Source organism: Chamaesiphon sp. GL140_3_metabinner_50 (assembly GCF_025361915.1).
Lineage (GTDB): Bacteria > Cyanobacteriota > Cyanobacteriia > Cyanobacteriales > Chamaesiphonaceae > Chamaesiphon.
Genome location: NZ_JANYJC010000266.1, coordinates 1 through 16308, shown reverse-complemented (window position 1 = coordinate 16308; position 16308 = coordinate 1). Strand labels below are relative to the sequence as shown.

Sequence of the window (16308 nt, the reverse complement as noted above, 5' to 3'; positions counted from 1 at the left end):
CAAAGGGTGAGACAGCGACGCATCGACCGGGAGGAAACCTCCCGGTTGTGTGCGTCAAGACAAGACAGGGGAAACAAGCGACGTTTTGGGGGGAAGCTTCCTCCCAAAACGTCGCGCCCCAAAAACGCACTTTTCGCTGTCTTGACGTTTTTTTATTCGGGGGGAACCCCCGGATAAAAACGTCGCTCCGAGGAGGGAAATTTCCTAAAGCCTAAATCCGTTCTCCTTGGACTTTGCTAGAGAATTTAGAGATTAGAGCTATCAAGATTGACAAGAAAATTAATCCTTGTAAACCAGAGATGGGATTGCCATTAATTCCGGTAATCCAATCTGAAACTCGACCGGAATATTTGACCATCTGCCCGACATTAATAATATAATAAGCCCAGACCATGCCAGCATGAAGCCCGATCGACATGCCGAGCAGATTTCGATGTTGGCGTTTGGCAATAATAACTACCGTACCGAGCAAAAACAGTCCGGGAAATTCGGGAAGCGATGCCAGAATTACCGGGATTGGCTTGAGAAAATGCAACAATGCATACAAGCCTGCATCGACAATTAACGCGATCGTCAGGGTATAGTCTCGTTCTAATTCATCTAACATCCACCCGCGAAAAAATAGCCCCTCACCCAAGCCGACACCTAAAGAAGTTGCCGCACCTTCTAATGCTAACTGAACGATCGATAATCGCGGGGGTTGCCATGTTAGCCAGCCGAGTAACCCTTGAATGATAAATAGTGCGAATGTAAAACACGATCCGATCGCGAGTCCTTGGAGCAATAATAATCCATTCTGGCGCGTGAATACCAACCCATACCGATAGTATAAGTTAGGGTGCTGATATACTTTGCGTCCCCACCAGGGTAGTAAGGCAATAAATTCGATCGTGAGTAATCCCATCGTCAGAATCGAGAGTAAATTTTTAGTACCGGGATCTTCGAGATTTTGAGTACTCCCCATGACGGCATATATTAATGCTAGCCCTGGCAACCATAATATAATTAGCACCAGGAGAAAGCTCAACATTCTACCTGGTGCTGGATAATTTTTAATCTGACTGAGATTTATCATTGTCGTCCGAGATTCACAATTGCTAGCCATCGCTATTAGATTAGCTTAATTGACGATCGACTTTGAATCTCGATGCGATCGGGGTGTTGGCGATCGGATCTCGTGCTTAAATTAATCTGCTGGCTCGATCGTACTAGTTAAGCCGTGACTTTTTAAGACTTCGGAGTAATGTTCGGCATGTTCTTGATTACAAGTAATTACCAGTGCCATACCATATTGATGGGCTTCCATCATAATATTAATGGCTTGCGGCGCGGATAGATGGGGAACTGTAGTTATTAAAACTTCAACTACATGTTCCATGCCATTAAAATCATCGTTGTGTAGCAACACGCGGTAATTGGGTGCGAGTTTGCGGATGGTTGATGACTTTTCGATAGTTTCTGTATAACTCATATTCCAATAGATGAACGCATGTGACAGTGTGAAGAGTTACCCGACTGATTTCTTGTTTATTGTACCCACTCAGAGATTACATCTTCAAGTTTGCAGGATACAAGTTTGTGGTAGCGATCGGCTGTGTCGGATCGATCGTCAAACTCGATCGATCGACCGATTGTCCTAAAATAGGGAAAGTGTCCCGATGACTCGCTCGAAAATGAGCCACTATCGATGCAGACACGACGATTGACTATTTCATACTTTCACATCCATGCCCGATACATACAGCCTAATTTCGCCCGCACCCACGACTAATATGCAACCGGGATCTCCACTCATCCTCGGCATCATGGCATCGGGAAGTGGGAGTAATTTTGAAGCAGTTGCGATCGCGATCGAAAACGGCGATCTTCATGCTAAGGTTGCCGTCCTCATTCATAATAAACCCGATATCCAGGCGATCGATCGCGCCCAAAAACGCGGCATACCGACTGTTTTTCTAGATCATCTTAATTATGCTACTAGAGCGGAACTCGATCGAGCGATCGTCGCTACTTTTCAAACGTACCAGGTAGAATGTGTAGTGATGGCGGGTTGGATGCGGGTAATTACCCAAGTCTTAATCGATGCATTTCCCGATCGACTAATTAATATTCACCCCAGTCTACTACCTAGTTTCCCAGGCATTCACGCGATCGAGCAAGCCCTAGCCGCCAAAGTTAAAATTACGGGTTGTACGGTACATTTGGTCAGTCTGGAAGTCGATGCAGGGCCGATTCTCGTGCAAGCCGCCGTTCCAGTTTTACCCAATGATACCTCAGAAACTTTGCACGCACGGGTTCAAATTCAAGAGCATTTAATTTTACCGCAAGCGATCGAGCTGTTAGCCCAGAAAATTAATACCGATCGAATAAGTTTATAATTATCTAAGGATTGACATTTGCGACATTCTAACGGGTACAAATTTGCAGCAGCTTCAGCAGATGAACCGATTGTTTTTGGTGCGGCTAGAGCGGGATATTCAGATCGACAAGTTCGAGACTGGATCGAGTTCATGCAGGCGCAAAATATTCAGCGAGTCTGTTGTTTGTTAACGAGATCTCAGCTCGATCGATATTCAGATTTAGCAGGTATTTATAGATCGAGTTTTGGCATCGATCGGATCTGCTGGGCACCGATTGAGGATTTTCAGATCCCAGATCCGCAATTACTCATCGATCTAATTTTGCCATTCTTAGATCTGGCAGATCGATCGCATGAAAAAGTGGTAGTTCATTGCTCTGGTGGGGTTGGACGAACTGGTATTATTCTGGCAGCTTGGCTTGTTGCCAGACGAAAATTTTCGCCAAAGTTGGCGATCGCTAACGTCAAAAAAACAGGCAGAAATCCAGCAGAAGCTGTAATTGTCGCTCCATTTTTTGGTCGCAATTCTTGGCAAGTTAGCGCGGAATTAAATGACTTATTAGACACAGTTGGAGGCTAGATCCCCGACTTCTCCGAGAAGTCGGGGATCTGATATCTCATCCACTAAAAATCTACACCTCTTCTCAAATCGACACCACGATCGGCATAATGTTTGTGACAGATCATTTCAGAATGGACGCTGGCAATATTAAAGTAAGCCGGAGTATTAAAACAGCGTCCGGTAATAATTACCTGAGTGCCTTCGGGCTTATTTATTAAGCTGCGGACGATCGGTTCTTGAGGGAGCAGATCGAGGTCTACAGTGGGGTTTAATTCGTCGAGAATGATTGTCTTATACAATCCAGAGGCGATCGCACTACTGGCTATTTCCCAGCCCCGTTGCGCCTCAATGTAGTCGATTTCTTGTTGTTTGCCGCGCCAGACGATCGCATCACCGCCACAGCGATGGCGATCTACTAATTGAGGATAACTTTTTTTCAGGGCATCGATCGCCGCATCTTCAGTATAGCCAGTACCGCCTTTGAGCCATTGGACGATTAAAACGCGATGGGATTCATCTTGACTTATTCCACGTCCGATCGCTTGTAATGCTTTGCCCAGGGCACTTGTAGACTTACCTTTCCCATCTCCCGTATAAATTTCGATGCCTTCAATGCCTTGGGCGGCGGCTTCGGGGTGATAGTGTGCTTTCATTTCCGAGTGTAAATCGGCAATTTCGATTAAGGCTGCGGGTGCATCTCTCCCGGTGACGATAACTTCGAGATGATTGGGTTTGGCTTGGAGCATTTCGACAACTTCGGTAATGGGAAGTAAGCCTAAATCGAGAGTGGGGCTGAGTTCGTCTAAGACAATTACCGAATATAAATCTGAATAAATCGCCCCTTTAGCCACAGTCCACGCGCGGTAAGCTTCAGCTCGATCGAAATCGGTAATTTCTTCCTTCCCAAAATACTCAGATCTACCAGTGCGAACCCGATCGATCAAATGGGGAAAACTTTTTCTCAATGCGGCGATCGCGGCATCTTCATCATAATCCCGTTCCGACCCTTTTAAAAATTGTAATAACAAAATGCGCGTATCCGCACCTGCTTCAATTCCCAGTCCGATCGATCTTAATACTACCCCTAATGCGGCTTGGGATTTGCCTTTCCCCGTCCCATCATAAACGTGAATTTGTCCCGTTGCACGTTCTTTCCGCTTGGTTGCCGTGCGAATCCCAATCCCAACTCTACTCACTGATTTTTTACTCCTAATTTACTAGTTGCCAATCTTCACCGCCCCATGATTATAGACAACTTGGCGGAAGGGTTGTTTATAATAGCCATAACATCTGCTCGTACACAAAGTATCGGACGGATACCCGAATCGCTTATCACTTCATCACTATGAACCTCGCACTATCTCAAATCGGTACCCAAATGTCTAATTTGACTGGCGTGCGCGCCATTATGAAAGACATTCAAGCAACGCTCTCGGCTAGTAAAGGGCAAGAATTTATTAATCTGAGTGCGGGTAACCCGGTTATCCTACCGGAAATCGAGCAGATGTGGCGGGACTACACCCATGAATTATTAGACAGTCCCGATTATGGCGAGGTAGTGTGTAGATACGGTTCGAGTCAGGGCTATCAACCATTAATCGATGCGATCGTTAGTGATTTTAATCGTCGCTACAGCCTCAATTTGACCGCGCGCAACGTCTTAATTACACCGGGTAGTCAAAGTCTCTATTTCTATGCGATCAATGCCTTTGGCGGGCAAACAGTGGGGGGACAGAGTAAGCAGGTAGTATTACCATTGAGTCCCGATTATACGGGCTATGGCGGCATGGCGATCGTGCCAGATTCGATCGTTGCTTACAAGCCGACTTTAGATATCGATGCTGGCAATCATAGTTTTAAATATCGTCCCGATTTCAGTCAATTGCAAATTGGCGAAAATACTGGTTGCGTCCTATTTTCGCGCCCTTGCAATCCGACGGGAAATGTCTTAACCGATGAAGAAGTGCAAAAAATTGCCGCTCTCGCGGCGGGTTACGATGCGCCCGTATTAATCGATTCGGCTTACGCACCACCATTCCCCAGTTTGAATTTCACAGAAATGACTCCGATCTTTGGAGACAATATCGTCCACTGCATGAGTCTTTCTAAAGCTGGATTGCCAGGGGAACGCATCGGGATTGCTTTGGGTAGTGAAAAATTCATTGGCATTCTGGAATCATTCCAAACCAATATGTGCATTCACTCGTCGCGATACGGGCAAGCGATCGCAGCTAAAGCGATTGCCAGCGGTCGATTGGCAGATTTAGCAACGAGTGTGATTCGCCCTTATTACCAGCAAAAATTTGCGGTATTAGAAGCCGGAATCACCAAATTTATGCCCCAAGATTTACCTTGGTATCTCCACCGAGGCGAAGGGGCGATTTTTGCCTGGATGTGGTTCCAAGATTTACCAATAACTGACTGGGATTTATATCAAGCTCTCAAGGAAGTCGGAATTATCGTCGTTCCCGGTAGTTCGTTCTTCCCTGGATTGCGGGAAGAATGGGCGCACAAGCACCAATGCATCCGGATCAGTCTGACTGCTACCGATACCGAAATTACCACCGCGATGGAGCGATTAGCTACCGTAGTTGAGGGAGTATATCGGGGGAAATAGGGGAGTAAGGAGTAAGGAGTAAGATTTGTAGGTTGGGTTGAGCCTTGCTCAACCCAACCTACAATTTAAGCCATTCGTGTTTCGATCGCCCATCTTGCCAATTCCGTCCGATTGTTGAGTCCGGTTTTACCGAGCATATTGGAAACGTGACTTTCGATCGTGCGTTGGCTGACATTCATTTGCAAGGCGATTTCCCTATTTGCCAATCCTCTAGCAACTAATTGAACTACTTTAAGTTCGGTGGGGGTAAGCTCTACGGTAGCAGGAACCTGAATCGGCGAACTGTCGTCACCGATACCATCGGTATATAACAGCAGACGATTGGTTTGCTTGAGTGAAGATTCGACTTGGGCGACGAGTTCTTCTGGCTCGAAGGGTTTTACCATATAAACATCAGCACCCAAATTCAAACCCTTGATCCGATCTTGACTTTGCCCTCTAGCCGAAAGGAATAATACTGGAATCCAGCTCGTGCGCGGATCTTGGCGAATATTTTCGATCAGTGCATAGCCATCCATTTCTGGCATCATGATATCGCAGACGATCATGTCGGGGAGGCTATGGGAAAGCATGTTAAGAGCTTCTTTACCATTGTCGGCGGTCTGTACCTCATAGCCTCGAAACTCTAAATAATCTTTGACTAATAAGATGAGATTGGGGTCATCATCGATTAATAGTAGTCGCTTGCGGTCTTTTCCACCAACTGCTTTCATAATCTTCTGACTAGAGTTAACCGTTTATGACGATCGATAATTTGTATTTAACCACCTAGGTGGGTCGCGATGCTAGCCGCTCTTTAATTTATTCAACCAAAATAATGGCGGAGGGTAAAGATAAGATTGTTACCAGTAGCTAGGCAATGGCGATTTAGATCTTCTATAAGAGTGGATCGATCGAATTGAGATCGATAGGAGATTTTCTGTGTAGCCTTCTAGCCCAATGGGATAGCCTCACGATCTCAACCAGAAAATTCAACTTTTAGATCGGTCGATTCCCGGTCGATTCAGAGTCTGTAACCAAGGTGCTTGAGAACACAGGTGTCTATAGGATAATACTCTAAGATTGCGATCGAGTGGTAACGATTTAATTTACTTCTTTAGCAGTGTCAAATTAGATCTAGTAAATCGTGACTAAATCAATGGTAAATCGACGATCTCGATCGTGGAGAGTAGTTGTCTATTTTTAGCTCTCATCCTTCCCACTATAAGTATCATTAACGACGATTTGGAATACTAGTGCAATAATTCCTCTAACTGGTTTTGATTGCACAGCCATTGATACAAGCCTTGTCGTGCAATTAACTCTTGATGGGTACCCATTTGGACGATTTCACCTTTTTCCATCACCAAAATGCGATCGGCGGTCGCGGCGGCGGATAGTTGATGGGTGATAAAAATTACCGTGCGTTTTTGTCCGGATTTGGAAAGGTTTTGGAGAATGGCGGTAGCTGTCTGGTTGTCTACACTAGAGAGTGCATCATCCAGAATCAGAATCGGTGCATCGAGTAATAATGCCCGTGCTAATGCCGTCCGTTGGCGTTGTCCGCCAGAAAGGGTAATGCCGCGTTCGCCCACAATTGTATCGTATTTTTGTGGGAAGTTGAGAATTTCCCAGTGAATCTGACCGAGTTTGGCGGCGGCGGCGACGGTAGCATCGTTGGCGGTAGGATTGCCATAGCGGATGTTATTTTCGATCGAGGTACTAAACAAGAAGCTCTCTTGCGGTACATAAGCAATTGCCCCCCGTAAGTTAGCTAAACTCAATGTACTCAGATCGTAACCGTCGATAAATAAGCTCTGTGCTGGTATTTCTAATAAGCGGGGTAAGGCATTCGCCAGTGTCGATTTTCCCGCTCCAATCGGCCCAACGATCGCGATCGTTTCGCCTGCTTCAATTGTAAAATTGAGATGCTTGAGTGCTGGCGAACTTGCACCAGGATAGGTATAGGTAAAATCGCGCGCACCGATTTGACCCAGCATCGGTTTGTTCAGATGAATCGAATTCGGCAGATCGGCAATTTTAGGACGATTAAATAGAATCGCTTCAACTCGATCGATACTCACTTCTCCCCGCTGATAAGCAGTAATTGTAAACCCTAGTAAAGCCGTTGGAAAAATCAGATTCTGTGCAAAAATGATCAACGATAAGAAATCACCAACTGTGGTTTTTCTAGAGACGATCGAGATCCCGGTTTGCCATGACAAGTTTAAAGCAGGACTGACATCCTGATTCGCGATCGCCAGTCCACCTTGCCATAACAACACCAATAAACTAATCGATGCCAACCCTTGAATAATGGGAAATATCGTATTTCTTAATTCTGCTAACTTGAGATTAGCGGTGAACAACTCTTGATTCTTCTGCCGAAAAGCTTTACGTTCGTTTTCTTCCTGAGCATAAATTTTAATTAAAGCAATCCCGCTCATATCTTCTTGAATCATTTCACTCAAATCTGAGATCGATTCCTGAACTGTTACCTGTTGTGTTCGCAGTTGTCCGCTAAATAATTGCACGGCAATTAACATCAATGGATATACAGCTAATGCCATCACCGTCAGCTTAATGTTAATCAATAACATCGCTGGTAAAGTTAGCGCGTATGCGAACACAATGTTTGCCGTACTCAATACCGCAAAGCCAACCAATCGCATGATATTTTCTACATCGCTAGTAAACCGATTGACTAAATCGCCTACCGTCGTCGTTGCATAATATCCAGGTTCCAACCGGAGCAGATGCTCGAAAATATCTTGCTTCATCTTAGATTGAACCTGCCTACCGACACCAAAAATCGCAATCCGCGACACCATCCTGACAACCCACATCACCGAAGTCAAACCGACGAGAAAAATCGTCAGCCGAGTGAGATAATCACTGGTGAATGAAGTTTTTAGTAAGTCGATCCCTTCCCTGATTAACAGCGGGATATAGACGCTCAAAGCATTGACAACAAATAGCGCAAAAATACCCTGCGCTGTTTGCCACTTGTAGGGATTGAGATAGTTGAGCAGTTTTTGAAAGCGCGACATTGATTACGGATGGGAACGACGGGGACGTGGGGATGGAGAGACTGGCTGGCACTGAGCGACTGGCACTGAGCATAGGCGAAGTGAGCCGTAGCGTAGCGTCTCCATCAGAAGAGGTGGGGACTGGGAGAGTGTGGGAAAGTGTGAGGAGCATAGATAGATATTGATTTCTCCCTTTCTCATTCTTCCCTAAAACCTAAAACCGGGCAGTGAGCGACAGCCGTTGGCGTAGCCTGCCGTAGGCATACTGAAAACCTAAAACCTAAAGCCTAATACCGACATAGATGAAGATTGTGTGATAAAATTGAAGGTTTGTGACACTATCTCAAATATAGCTCAGAAAGCTTAAATAGAAATCAATATGGCAAAGCGCGTACAGTTAGTTTTAACCCAAGATGTCCGCAAATTGGGCAAAAATGGCGATCTAGTTGAAGTAGCACCTGGTTATGCCAGAAACTATCTCCTACCCCAAAAGATTGCCACTAATGTCACTCCTGGCATTCTCAAGCAAGCCGAAAAGCGTCGCGAGATCGAGCGGTTGCGGTTACTCGCCTTAAAAGAAGTCGCTCTGACTCAAAAAGCAGCAATCGAAAAAACTGGTAAATTTTCCATTGCCAAGCAAGTTGGTGAAAACGAAGCAATTTTTGGTACGGTTACGACTGCGGAAGTCGCCGATATTATCAAATCCATCACCACCCAAGAAGTGGACAAACGCGATATTACCATGCCAGATGTAGCTAAACTCGGCACCTACAGAGCCGAACTCAAGCTCCACCCGGAAGTCGTCGTCACTGTCGAGATCGAAGTTGTCGCTAAGTAATTGTAGCAATTACTCAACCCTTAACCCAGGCTGCACCCGCAGCCTATTTTTATGGCTGGGCGAACGTTATTCAGTATAATGGTACTAATAAACGATCGCGCTAAACCACAGCCATTCCGAGTCGGGTGGGCGGGTTTTAAATTAAATTTATAGCTTCGTTTGAGTCAGTAATATAAACCCGCCCCTACAAATCTCTCGCCAATGGCAGACACACCAAATTTTCGATCGACAAATCTGATTCCCCCCCAGAATATTGAAGTTGAAGAAGCCATTCTCGGTGGTATTTTACTCGATCCGGAAGCGATCGGACGAGTTGCCGAAAAATTAATTCCCGAAGCCTTTTATATCCCCACGCATACTGATATTTATAAAGCGGCTTTAGATCTTAATAGTCATGGTAAACCGACAGATTTTCTGACAGTTACCGACTGGTTGATCGATCGTAATCAGCTCGAAAAAATTGGCGGACAGGCGAAATTAATTCAATTACTCGAACGGACTGTCAGTGCGGTAAATATCGACTCCCTCGCTGTTTTAGTAATGGATAAATATATACGCCGCGAGTTGATTAAAGCAGGAACAGAAGTCACCCAGTTGGGCTTTGCAGCCGATCGACCGCTAGAAATCGTCCTCGATGAGTCGGAACAACAAATTCTTAATTTGACGCAGGCTAGACCCAAGCAAGGGCTAACACCGATTAAAGAAATTGTCGCGACAACTTACCAAGATATTCAAGATCGTCACGACCAACTGATCCCGCCAGGATTGACGAGCGATTTTAGCGATTTAGATGGAATGACAGGCGGTTTTCAGCGATCGGATCTAATCATTATTGCAGGGAGGCCGTCAATGGGAAAAACAGCCATCAGCCTCAATATTGCCTACAACATGGCAAGACTTCATAAACAGCCAGTATTAGTATTTAGCTTAGAAATGTCTAAGGATCAATTAGTCCAAAGATTGATTGCTAGTGAAGCGGGAGTAGATAGTAATCGCCTCCGTGCTGGGCGAATTAGTCAAAATGAATGGGATTTTGTATATAAAGCAATAGACAGGATTTCTGAGCTACCAATTTATATCGATGATAATGCTAGTATGATGGTAATGGAAATGCGAAGTCAAGCTCGTAAAATTCAAGCAGAGCATGGCGGACAATTAGGATTGATCATGATTGACTATCTCCAATTGATGGAAGGTAGTAGCGATAATCGCGTTCAAGAAATCTCTAAAATTACCCGAAGTCTAAAAGGATTGGCAAGGGAATTACAAGTTCCATTAATTGCATTGTCGCAATTAAGTCGCGGTGTTGAAGCTAGAAATAATAAGCGTCCAATGATGTCAGATTTGAGAGAGTCAGGTAGTATCGAACAAGACGCAGATCTAATTATTATGCTGTATCGTGATGCTTATTATAATCCCGATACGCCCGATCGAGACATTACCGAACTAATTATTACTAAACATCGAAATGGGCCGACTGGAATAGTAAAACTAGTATTCGATCCGGCTTTAACTAAGTTCAAAAACTTGGCACGTCCGATGAATTAGCGGAGGTTTTGTGGTCTTGTTGCCACTGCTCGTAGGGAATTCGGGGTAGCTCGAATCGGTCGGTTGTGTGACAATAGTAGGCTGGCGAACCCATTCGACCGATCGGTGTAAAGTTATTAATATGTAACCGCTCTCCCAGCAGTCGGTCGTCGATGTGAAACATCACCACCCGACCGATAAATAGTGTGTATGCGCCCAGTGACTGTTGACTGTGGAGCATACATTCCAAGCTTGCTTGAGCTTCTGCTACACGAGGCACGCTCACTTGCTTCGAGGTGGCTTCATGTAATCCCACCGCCGCGAGTTCGCTTTCATCTGTCGGAAAGTTGGCGGCAGAAAGATTCATTGCTGTTAATAAATCTTCAGTTACTAAATTAACAACAAATTCACCGCTGGCGATGATGTTAGCCCCAGTATCTTTAATACTGCCATCATCTTTATTGCCAATACTAATAATTAAATATAAAGGATCGCTACCAACCGCATTAAAAAAACTGTATGGTGCAAGATTGACAACTCCTTGAGAATTCTGGGTAGTTACCCAGGCAATCGGACGCGGCACGACTAAGTTAGTTAAAAGTTTGTAGTTATCTAGAGGAGAGTTGAGATTTGGGTCGATTTGCATTTTGCCTGGGTACCTTATCGATTGTGGTTATTGCTTTATTACATCTATTTTAATGTTGCCATATCAATGACGAACCGATATTTGACATCACTTTTGACCAAGCGATCGTAAGCTTCATTAATATTATCGATCGGAATCAGTTCGATATCTGAAGTAATATTATGCTTGCCACAAAAATCTAGCATTTCTTGAGTTTCTTTAATGCCACCAATTAGGGAGCCGCTGAAACTGCGCCGACCAAAAACCAAGCTACCGACATTGACCGATAGCGGTTCGGGTGGTACGCCAACTTGGGTGAGATTACCATCGCGTTTTAGGAGCAAGAAATAAGCATTGATATCATGCTGTGCGGACACGGTATCGAGAATGAAATTGAAACTATTGAGGTGTTTTTGCATCTCATCCGCATTTTTGGAATTAACGACTTCATCGGCACCCAACCGGAGGGCATCATCAACTTTATTCGCCGATGTGGTGAAGACTACCACATGTGCCCCCATCGCCTTCGCCAATTTCACACCCATGTGTCCCAGTCCGCCGAGTCCGACGATGCCAACTTTTTGACCTGCACTGACATTGTGGTAGTGTAATGGCGAATAAGTTGTGATCCCAGCGCACAGCAACGGTGCGGTAGCGGCGAGATCTAAATTATCTGGAATGTGCAGCACAAACGCTTCATCCGCGACGATGCTCTGAGAATATCCGCCGAAAGTCACGCCGCCGAGGTGTTTGTCGGCAGAGTTGTAGGTAAATGTTGTGTCTGGGCAGAATTGTTCTAAGTCTTCTTCACAGTTGGCACAAGTACGACAGGAATCGACCATACAGCCGACTCCGGCGGTATCGCCTGCTTTGAATTTGGTAACGTGGGGGCCAACTTTGAGTACTCGTCCGACGATTTCGTGACCGGGTACGCAGGGATAGGTAGTACCCCCCCATTCGCCACGGACGGTATGCAAATCTGAGTGACACACGCCACAATATAAAATTTCGATCTGGACATCATGGTTGCCAACGTCGCGACGTTGAAAGTTGAAGGGTGCGAGTGGTGTTGTCGCACTTTTAGCAGCGTAAGCAAGAGTTTTCACGATCTTTTATTTAGGTAGGTTTAGATTACTTAAAGATTGACTTGTAGTAATGTTTAAAAAAGGTACAGAAAGATCTGTAGTGGAGGTTTAGAGCGTTAATTTCCGAATCCTTCCAGCACGATTTTGCCTCGCGCTTTACCGCTTTCAATCAGTGTGTGAACCTGCTTGAGATTGGTAGCGTTTATCGGTGAATATCGCTCTGTCATAGTTGTTTTCAGCACACCCTCATCAACAAGACGAGAGACTTCATTGAGAATTTTTCTCTGCTCGGCGATGTCTGATGTATTAAAGATCGACCGAGTAAACATTAATTCCCAGTGGACTGATACCGATTTGCGTTTAAACTTAATAATGTCGAGAGTTGCCGGATCGTCGATTAGTCCCCAACGACCTTGAGGTGCAATTAATTGGGCGATCGCATCCAGATGAAGATCTGTTTGAGTGGTAGAAAATACAAACGCTGGCATACCTATCTCTAGCTTAACAATTTCCTCGGCAATGGGTAAGCTGTGGTCGATAATATGATGTGCCCCCATTTTTTGTGCCCAAGCCACTGTCTCTGGGCGCGAGGCGGTAGCAATAACGGTTAGATCTGTCAATTGACGTGCCATTTGGATCGCTATCGAACCAACACCGCCAGCCCCGCCAATAATGACGATCGCCTTAGCCGCACCAGGTACCGCCTTCTGGATGTCTAATCGATCGAACATCATTTCCCACGCGGTTAGTGAAGTTAGCGGTAATGCGGCGGCGGCAGCCCAATCTAGGGTCTTGGGCTTCATCCCCACGATCCGCTCGTCAACTAAATGATATTCGGCATTAGTACCAGGTCGGGAGATTGCCCCAGCGTAAAATACCGCATCACCAGGCTTAAATAACGTCACATCAGATCCAACCGCACTCACGACCCCCGCCGCATCCCAGCCGAGGACTTTCCACTGGCTCGATTTGGGCTGAACGCTGCGCCGGACTTTAACATCTACCGGATTGACCGATACAGCCTTGACTTCGACTAAAATATCTCGTCCAGTCGGCGTAGGTATCGGTAGCTCGATATCGACTAGGGCTGTATCGCGATCTATGTCCCCAGGTTGTTCAAAACCAATTGCCCGCATCTGTGACCTCCAGATTTGTTATATGCTTATTTTAGTTACTACGATCGAGTCCGTAAAGTACGCAAATATGTTGTACTGACGATCGAGAAAGATTTCGACTCATGCGGAATTCGTTAGATTCACGTTAAAATAAGTGGCGAACCTACTTTGGTGTCTAATCATGACCCTAAAAGAATTAGAGCCTCAGTTACTAGCTCTTTCTGAAAGCGAAAAAGTCCAAGTTGTCCAACTGCTCTCTCAAGGTAAAATCAGCCAGATTCAAGGTATTGAAAAAACGCCTGGTGTTTGTGGTGGGAGTGCGTGTATTGCGGGAACCCGCATTACCGTATGGGGATTGGTTGAATCGCAGCGGATTGGCTACAGTGAAGCCGATCTGCTGACAAGTTATACCACGCTTTCGGCAACTAATCTTGCCAATGCTTGGGTATATGCAGCGACTTTTTCTGATGAAATTGAAGCCGAAATCGAAGTAAACAATGCAGTAATGATTCAAGAATTTTAGTGCATGAAATTCTACGCTGACGAACAATATCCATATCCTGTTGTCAGATGTCTGCGCGACTTGGAACATGACGTTTTAACTGTTCAGGAGGCAGGAAAAGCAAATCAGCGAATTTCAGACGATGAAGTGTTAGCGTTTGCCACTGATGACAATCGCGCTGTTATTACGCAAAATCGTCGGGATTTTATTCAACTGCACCGAATTCAACCAAATCATGCTGGGATTATTGTTTGTAGCGACGATCGCAATTGGGAGGCTTTGGCGCAGAGAATTCATGCGGCAGTGGGAGCAGAAGATTCCTTGAAGGGTATACTAATCCGTATTGTCAGACCATCTTGAGCTTAAAATATTTGAGTAATTTTGTCGATTGGTTGAATTCGATGTTCAGACATTGCCATGTTTCATCAATCGATCGGCTGGATGAGGATTATCTTAAATAATATGTTGTAGAGACGATCGCACAGTGAGCAAATTATTAACTATCCGTGGTAAAAGTTTTGATTGGGGTAGTCGCACCTATATTATGGGCGTGTTGAATGTGAATCCCGATAGTTTTAGCGATGGGGGAAAATTTGCGACGCTGGATGCGGCGATCGCGCAAGCAATCCAGATGGTAATCTCAGGTGTAGATATCATCGATATCGGGGGGGAATCTACCAAGCCAGGGGCGATACCTGTAGATGAACGGACAGAATTAGAACGAGTGATTCCGGTAATTGAGAGAATTCGCCAGCATCCTGAAGTTCAGCATATTCCCATTTCGATCGATACTACCAAATCTACCGTTGCGCGATCGGCAATTGAAGCTGGTGCGGATATCGTTAATGATGTTTCTGGCGGACAATTTGACGATGATATGTTTACCACAGTCGCCCGACTGAGTGTTCCGTATACGATGATGCACATGCGCGGTACGCCAGCGACGATGCAACAGTTGACCGACTATGATGATGTCGTTGGAGAGATTATTGCCTACTTTGAGATGCAAATCGATCGGGCAGTGAAAGCTGGGATCGAACGAGCTAAGATTATCCTCGATCCAGGAATTGGGTTTGCCAAACAATATCAGCAGAGCATCGAAATTATTCGCCACTTAGATCGGTTCGAGAGTCTAGATTTGCCCCTATTAGTCGGTGTATCGCGCAAAAGCTTCATCGGCAAGATTTTAGACCAACCCGACCCCAATCGACGGTTGTGGGGCACGGCAGCCGCCTGTTGTGCGGCAATTGCTGGAGGTGCAGATATCCTCCGCGTGCATGATGTGGCGGAAATGGTCGATGTCAGTCGGGTAGCCGATATGATGTTGAGAAATCGAGATTCAGATAAAGTGAGTTTGCACACTTAGCCGAAAGTGATGAGAAAATAGATAATGTAGACCCACAACTAGTCGAACGATCGATAGATCGCCCAATAGTAACCAATAACAGTGCAGATTAACTCATCTCTCGATCGGATATTGACTCCCACAGCGATTGCGCTAGGTAACTTTGACGGCATTCATCGGGGTCATCTAGAGGTGATTAAACCTGTTTTGAATTGGGAGGATAAAAGTACTTACAAAACAGTGGTAACTTTCGATCCGCATCCCCAACAATATTTTACCGAACAGCAGCGTCAATTACTCACGCCTCACTCAGAACGAGCGATAATTTTAGAACAGCTAGGCATCGACCAACTAATTTTATTACCATTCGATCGCGAGTTAGTAAAATTATCACCATCTGAATTTGTCGATCGCATTCTAGATCGCCAAATTCAGGCTAAATTTATTAGTGTGGGAGCAGATTTTCGGTTTGGTAATCAACGCATCGGTGCGGCTAGCGATTTAGTAACGCTGACGGAGCATTTTCAGATACCGACACGGATTGCACCACTCGAAACAGATGGCGATAGTCGGATTAGTAGTTCGCGAATTAGGGCAGCATTATTAGCTGCGGATTTACAACTAACACGAGCATTATTAGGTCGATATTACTCGATCGTTGGGACGGTCGTAAATGGGCAAGAAATCGGTCGATCGATCGGGTTTCCAACTGCTAATCTCAAGTA

Annotated in this window: 18 protein-coding genes; 9 read left to right on the top strand and 9 right to left on the bottom strand. The window is 45.3% G+C overall.

The features are described from left to right. Positions 1 to 211: 211 nt before the first annotated feature. The 3 genes from Q0R35_RS13355 to Q0R35_RS13345 form a co-directional block, all read right to left on the bottom strand. Positions 212 to 1105 (bottom strand): CPBP family intramembrane glutamic endopeptidase, encoded by an 894-nt coding sequence (locus tag Q0R35_RS13355; protein ID WP_295618976.1) that lies wholly within the window; start codon positions 1103 to 1105, stop codon positions 212 to 214. Positions 1106 to 1186: 81 nt separating this feature from the next. Then, entirely contained in the window at positions 1187 to 1471 is a 285-nt protein-coding gene (clpS, locus tag Q0R35_RS13350) for an ATP-dependent Clp protease adapter ClpS (RefSeq protein ID WP_295618973.1), read from the bottom strand. Between the two features lie 76 nt (positions 1472 to 1547). Then, complete coding sequence (locus tag Q0R35_RS13345) at positions 1548 to 1697, bottom strand: hypothetical protein (RefSeq protein ID WP_295618970.1); 150 nt, start codon at positions 1695 to 1697, stop codon at positions 1548 to 1550. Between the two features lie 30 nt (positions 1698 to 1727). Between Q0R35_RS13345 and purN the strand changes: the two genes are divergently transcribed. Both purN and Q0R35_RS13335 read left to right on the top strand, forming a co-directional pair. Further along, positions 1728 to 2378: a phosphoribosylglycinamide formyltransferase gene (purN, locus tag Q0R35_RS13340; RefSeq protein WP_295618967.1), complete on the top strand. Its 651-nt coding sequence runs from the start codon at positions 1728 to 1730 to the stop codon at positions 2376 to 2378. Between the two features lie 18 nt (positions 2379 to 2396). Then, complete coding sequence (locus Q0R35_RS13335) at positions 2397 to 2939, top strand: dual specificity protein phosphatase family protein (protein WP_295618964.1); 543 nt, start codon at positions 2397 to 2399, stop codon at positions 2937 to 2939. 44 nt (positions 2940 to 2983) lie between these two features. Here Q0R35_RS13335 and Q0R35_RS13330 read toward each other — a convergent pair whose 3' ends face one another. Further along, positions 2984 to 4117, bottom strand: a complete 1134-nt coding sequence (locus tag Q0R35_RS13330; RefSeq protein ID WP_295618961.1) for a cob(I)yrinic acid a,c-diamide adenosyltransferase — start codon at positions 4115 to 4117, stop codon at positions 2984 to 2986. A 149-nt stretch (positions 4118 to 4266) separates the two neighbouring features. Between Q0R35_RS13330 and Q0R35_RS13325 the strand changes: the two genes are divergently transcribed. Continuing rightward, entirely contained in the window at positions 4267 to 5538 is a 1272-nt protein-coding gene (locus tag Q0R35_RS13325; protein ID WP_295618958.1) for a valine--pyruvate transaminase, read from the top strand. 65 nt (positions 5539 to 5603) lie between these two features. On the opposite strand, the gene Q0R35_RS13320 is transcribed toward Q0R35_RS13325, so the two are convergent. Then, positions 5604 to 6251 (bottom strand): response regulator transcription factor, encoded by a 648-nt coding sequence (locus Q0R35_RS13320; RefSeq protein WP_295618955.1) that lies wholly within the window; start codon positions 6249 to 6251, stop codon positions 5604 to 5606. 519 nt (positions 6252 to 6770) lie between these two features. Then, positions 6771 to 8567, bottom strand: coding sequence for an ABC transporter ATP-binding protein (locus Q0R35_RS13315; protein WP_295618952.1), 1797 nt, complete (start codon positions 8565 to 8567; stop codon positions 6771 to 6773). A 358-nt stretch (positions 8568 to 8925) separates the two neighbouring features. Between Q0R35_RS13315 and rplI the strand changes: the two genes are divergently transcribed. Both rplI and dnaB read left to right on the top strand, forming a co-directional pair. Then, positions 8926 to 9384, top strand: a complete 459-nt coding sequence (gene rplI / locus Q0R35_RS13310; protein ID WP_295618949.1) for a 50S ribosomal protein L9 — start codon at positions 8926 to 8928, stop codon at positions 9382 to 9384. 201 nt (positions 9385 to 9585) lie between these two features. Further along, positions 9586 to 10932, top strand: coding sequence for a replicative DNA helicase (gene dnaB / locus Q0R35_RS13305; protein WP_295618946.1), 1347 nt, complete (start codon positions 9586 to 9588; stop codon positions 10930 to 10932). On the opposite strand, the gene Q0R35_RS13300 is transcribed toward dnaB, so the two are convergent. From Q0R35_RS13300 to Q0R35_RS13290, 3 genes are all read right to left on the bottom strand, one after another. Further along, positions 10904 to 11557: a flavin reductase family protein gene (locus tag Q0R35_RS13300; RefSeq protein ID WP_295618943.1), complete on the bottom strand. Its 654-nt coding sequence runs from the start codon at positions 11555 to 11557 to the stop codon at positions 10904 to 10906. The two genes, dnaB and Q0R35_RS13300, sit on opposite strands and share 29 nt — an antisense overlap. A 44-nt stretch (positions 11558 to 11601) precedes the next feature. Then, positions 11602 to 12645, bottom strand: coding sequence for an NAD(P)-dependent alcohol dehydrogenase (locus tag Q0R35_RS13295; protein WP_366944890.1), 1044 nt, complete (start codon positions 12643 to 12645; stop codon positions 11602 to 11604). A gap of 92 nt (positions 12646 to 12737) precedes the next feature. Next, the gene (locus Q0R35_RS13290) at positions 12738 to 13757 is read right to left on the bottom strand and encodes a zinc-binding alcohol dehydrogenase family protein (RefSeq protein ID WP_295618937.1); all 1020 of its coding nucleotides are present in this window, start codon (positions 13755 to 13757) and stop codon (positions 12738 to 12740) included. A gap of 160 nt (positions 13758 to 13917) precedes the next feature. Between Q0R35_RS13290 and Q0R35_RS13285 the strand changes: the two genes are divergently transcribed. From Q0R35_RS13285 to Q0R35_RS13270, 4 genes are all read left to right on the top strand, one after another. After that, entirely contained in the window at positions 13918 to 14259 is a 342-nt protein-coding gene (locus Q0R35_RS13285; protein WP_295618934.1) for a DUF433 domain-containing protein, read from the top strand. A 3-nt stretch (positions 14260 to 14262) separates the two neighbouring features. Continuing rightward, on the top strand, positions 14263 to 14598 hold the full coding sequence (locus Q0R35_RS13280; RefSeq protein ID WP_295618931.1) for a DUF5615 family PIN-like protein: 336 nt from the start codon (positions 14263 to 14265) through the stop codon (positions 14596 to 14598). A 124-nt stretch (positions 14599 to 14722) separates the two neighbouring features. Continuing rightward, positions 14723 to 15604, top strand: coding sequence for a dihydropteroate synthase (folP, locus tag Q0R35_RS13275; RefSeq protein WP_295618928.1), 882 nt, complete (start codon positions 14723 to 14725; stop codon positions 15602 to 15604). An 81-nt stretch (positions 15605 to 15685) separates the two neighbouring features. Then, positions 15686 to 16308: riboflavin kinase (locus Q0R35_RS13270; RefSeq protein ID WP_295618925.1), on the top strand; the 623-nt coding region annotated here is incomplete at its 3' end.

Coding starts and splice junctions, on each gene's coding strand:
- clpS (WP_295618973.1), bottom strand. CDS start 1,471: ATGAGTTATACAGAAACTATCGAAAAGTCATCAACCATCCGCAAACTC.
- Q0R35_RS13280 (WP_295618931.1), top strand. CDS start 14,263: ATGAAATTCTACGCTGACGAACAATATCCATATCCTGTTGTCAGATGT.
- Q0R35_RS13325 (WP_295618958.1), top strand. CDS start 4,267: ATGAACCTCGCACTATCTCAAATCGGTACCCAAATGTCTAATTTGACT.
- dnaB (WP_295618946.1), top strand. CDS start 9,586: ATGGCAGACACACCAAATTTTCGATCGACAAATCTGATTCCCCCCCAG.
- Q0R35_RS13355 (WP_295618976.1), bottom strand. CDS start 1,105: ATGGCTAGCAATTGTGAATCTCGGACGACAATGATAAATCTCAGTCAG.
- Q0R35_RS13285 (WP_295618934.1), top strand. CDS start 13,918: ATGACCCTAAAAGAATTAGAGCCTCAGTTACTAGCTCTTTCTGAAAGC.
- Q0R35_RS13320 (WP_295618955.1), bottom strand. CDS start 6,251: ATGAAAGCAGTTGGTGGAAAAGACCGCAAGCGACTACTATTAATCGAT.
- purN (WP_295618967.1), top strand. CDS start 1,728: ATGCCCGATACATACAGCCTAATTTCGCCCGCACCCACGACTAATATG.
- Q0R35_RS13290 (WP_295618937.1), bottom strand. CDS start 13,757: ATGCGGGCAATTGGTTTTGAACAACCTGGGGACATAGATCGCGATACA.
- Q0R35_RS13315 (WP_295618952.1), bottom strand. CDS start 8,567: ATGTCGCGCTTTCAAAAACTGCTCAACTATCTCAATCCCTACAAGTGG.
- rplI (WP_295618949.1), top strand. CDS start 8,926: ATGGCAAAGCGCGTACAGTTAGTTTTAACCCAAGATGTCCGCAAATTG.
- Q0R35_RS13300 (WP_295618943.1), bottom strand. CDS start 11,557: ATGCAAATCGACCCAAATCTCAACTCTCCTCTAGATAACTACAAACTT.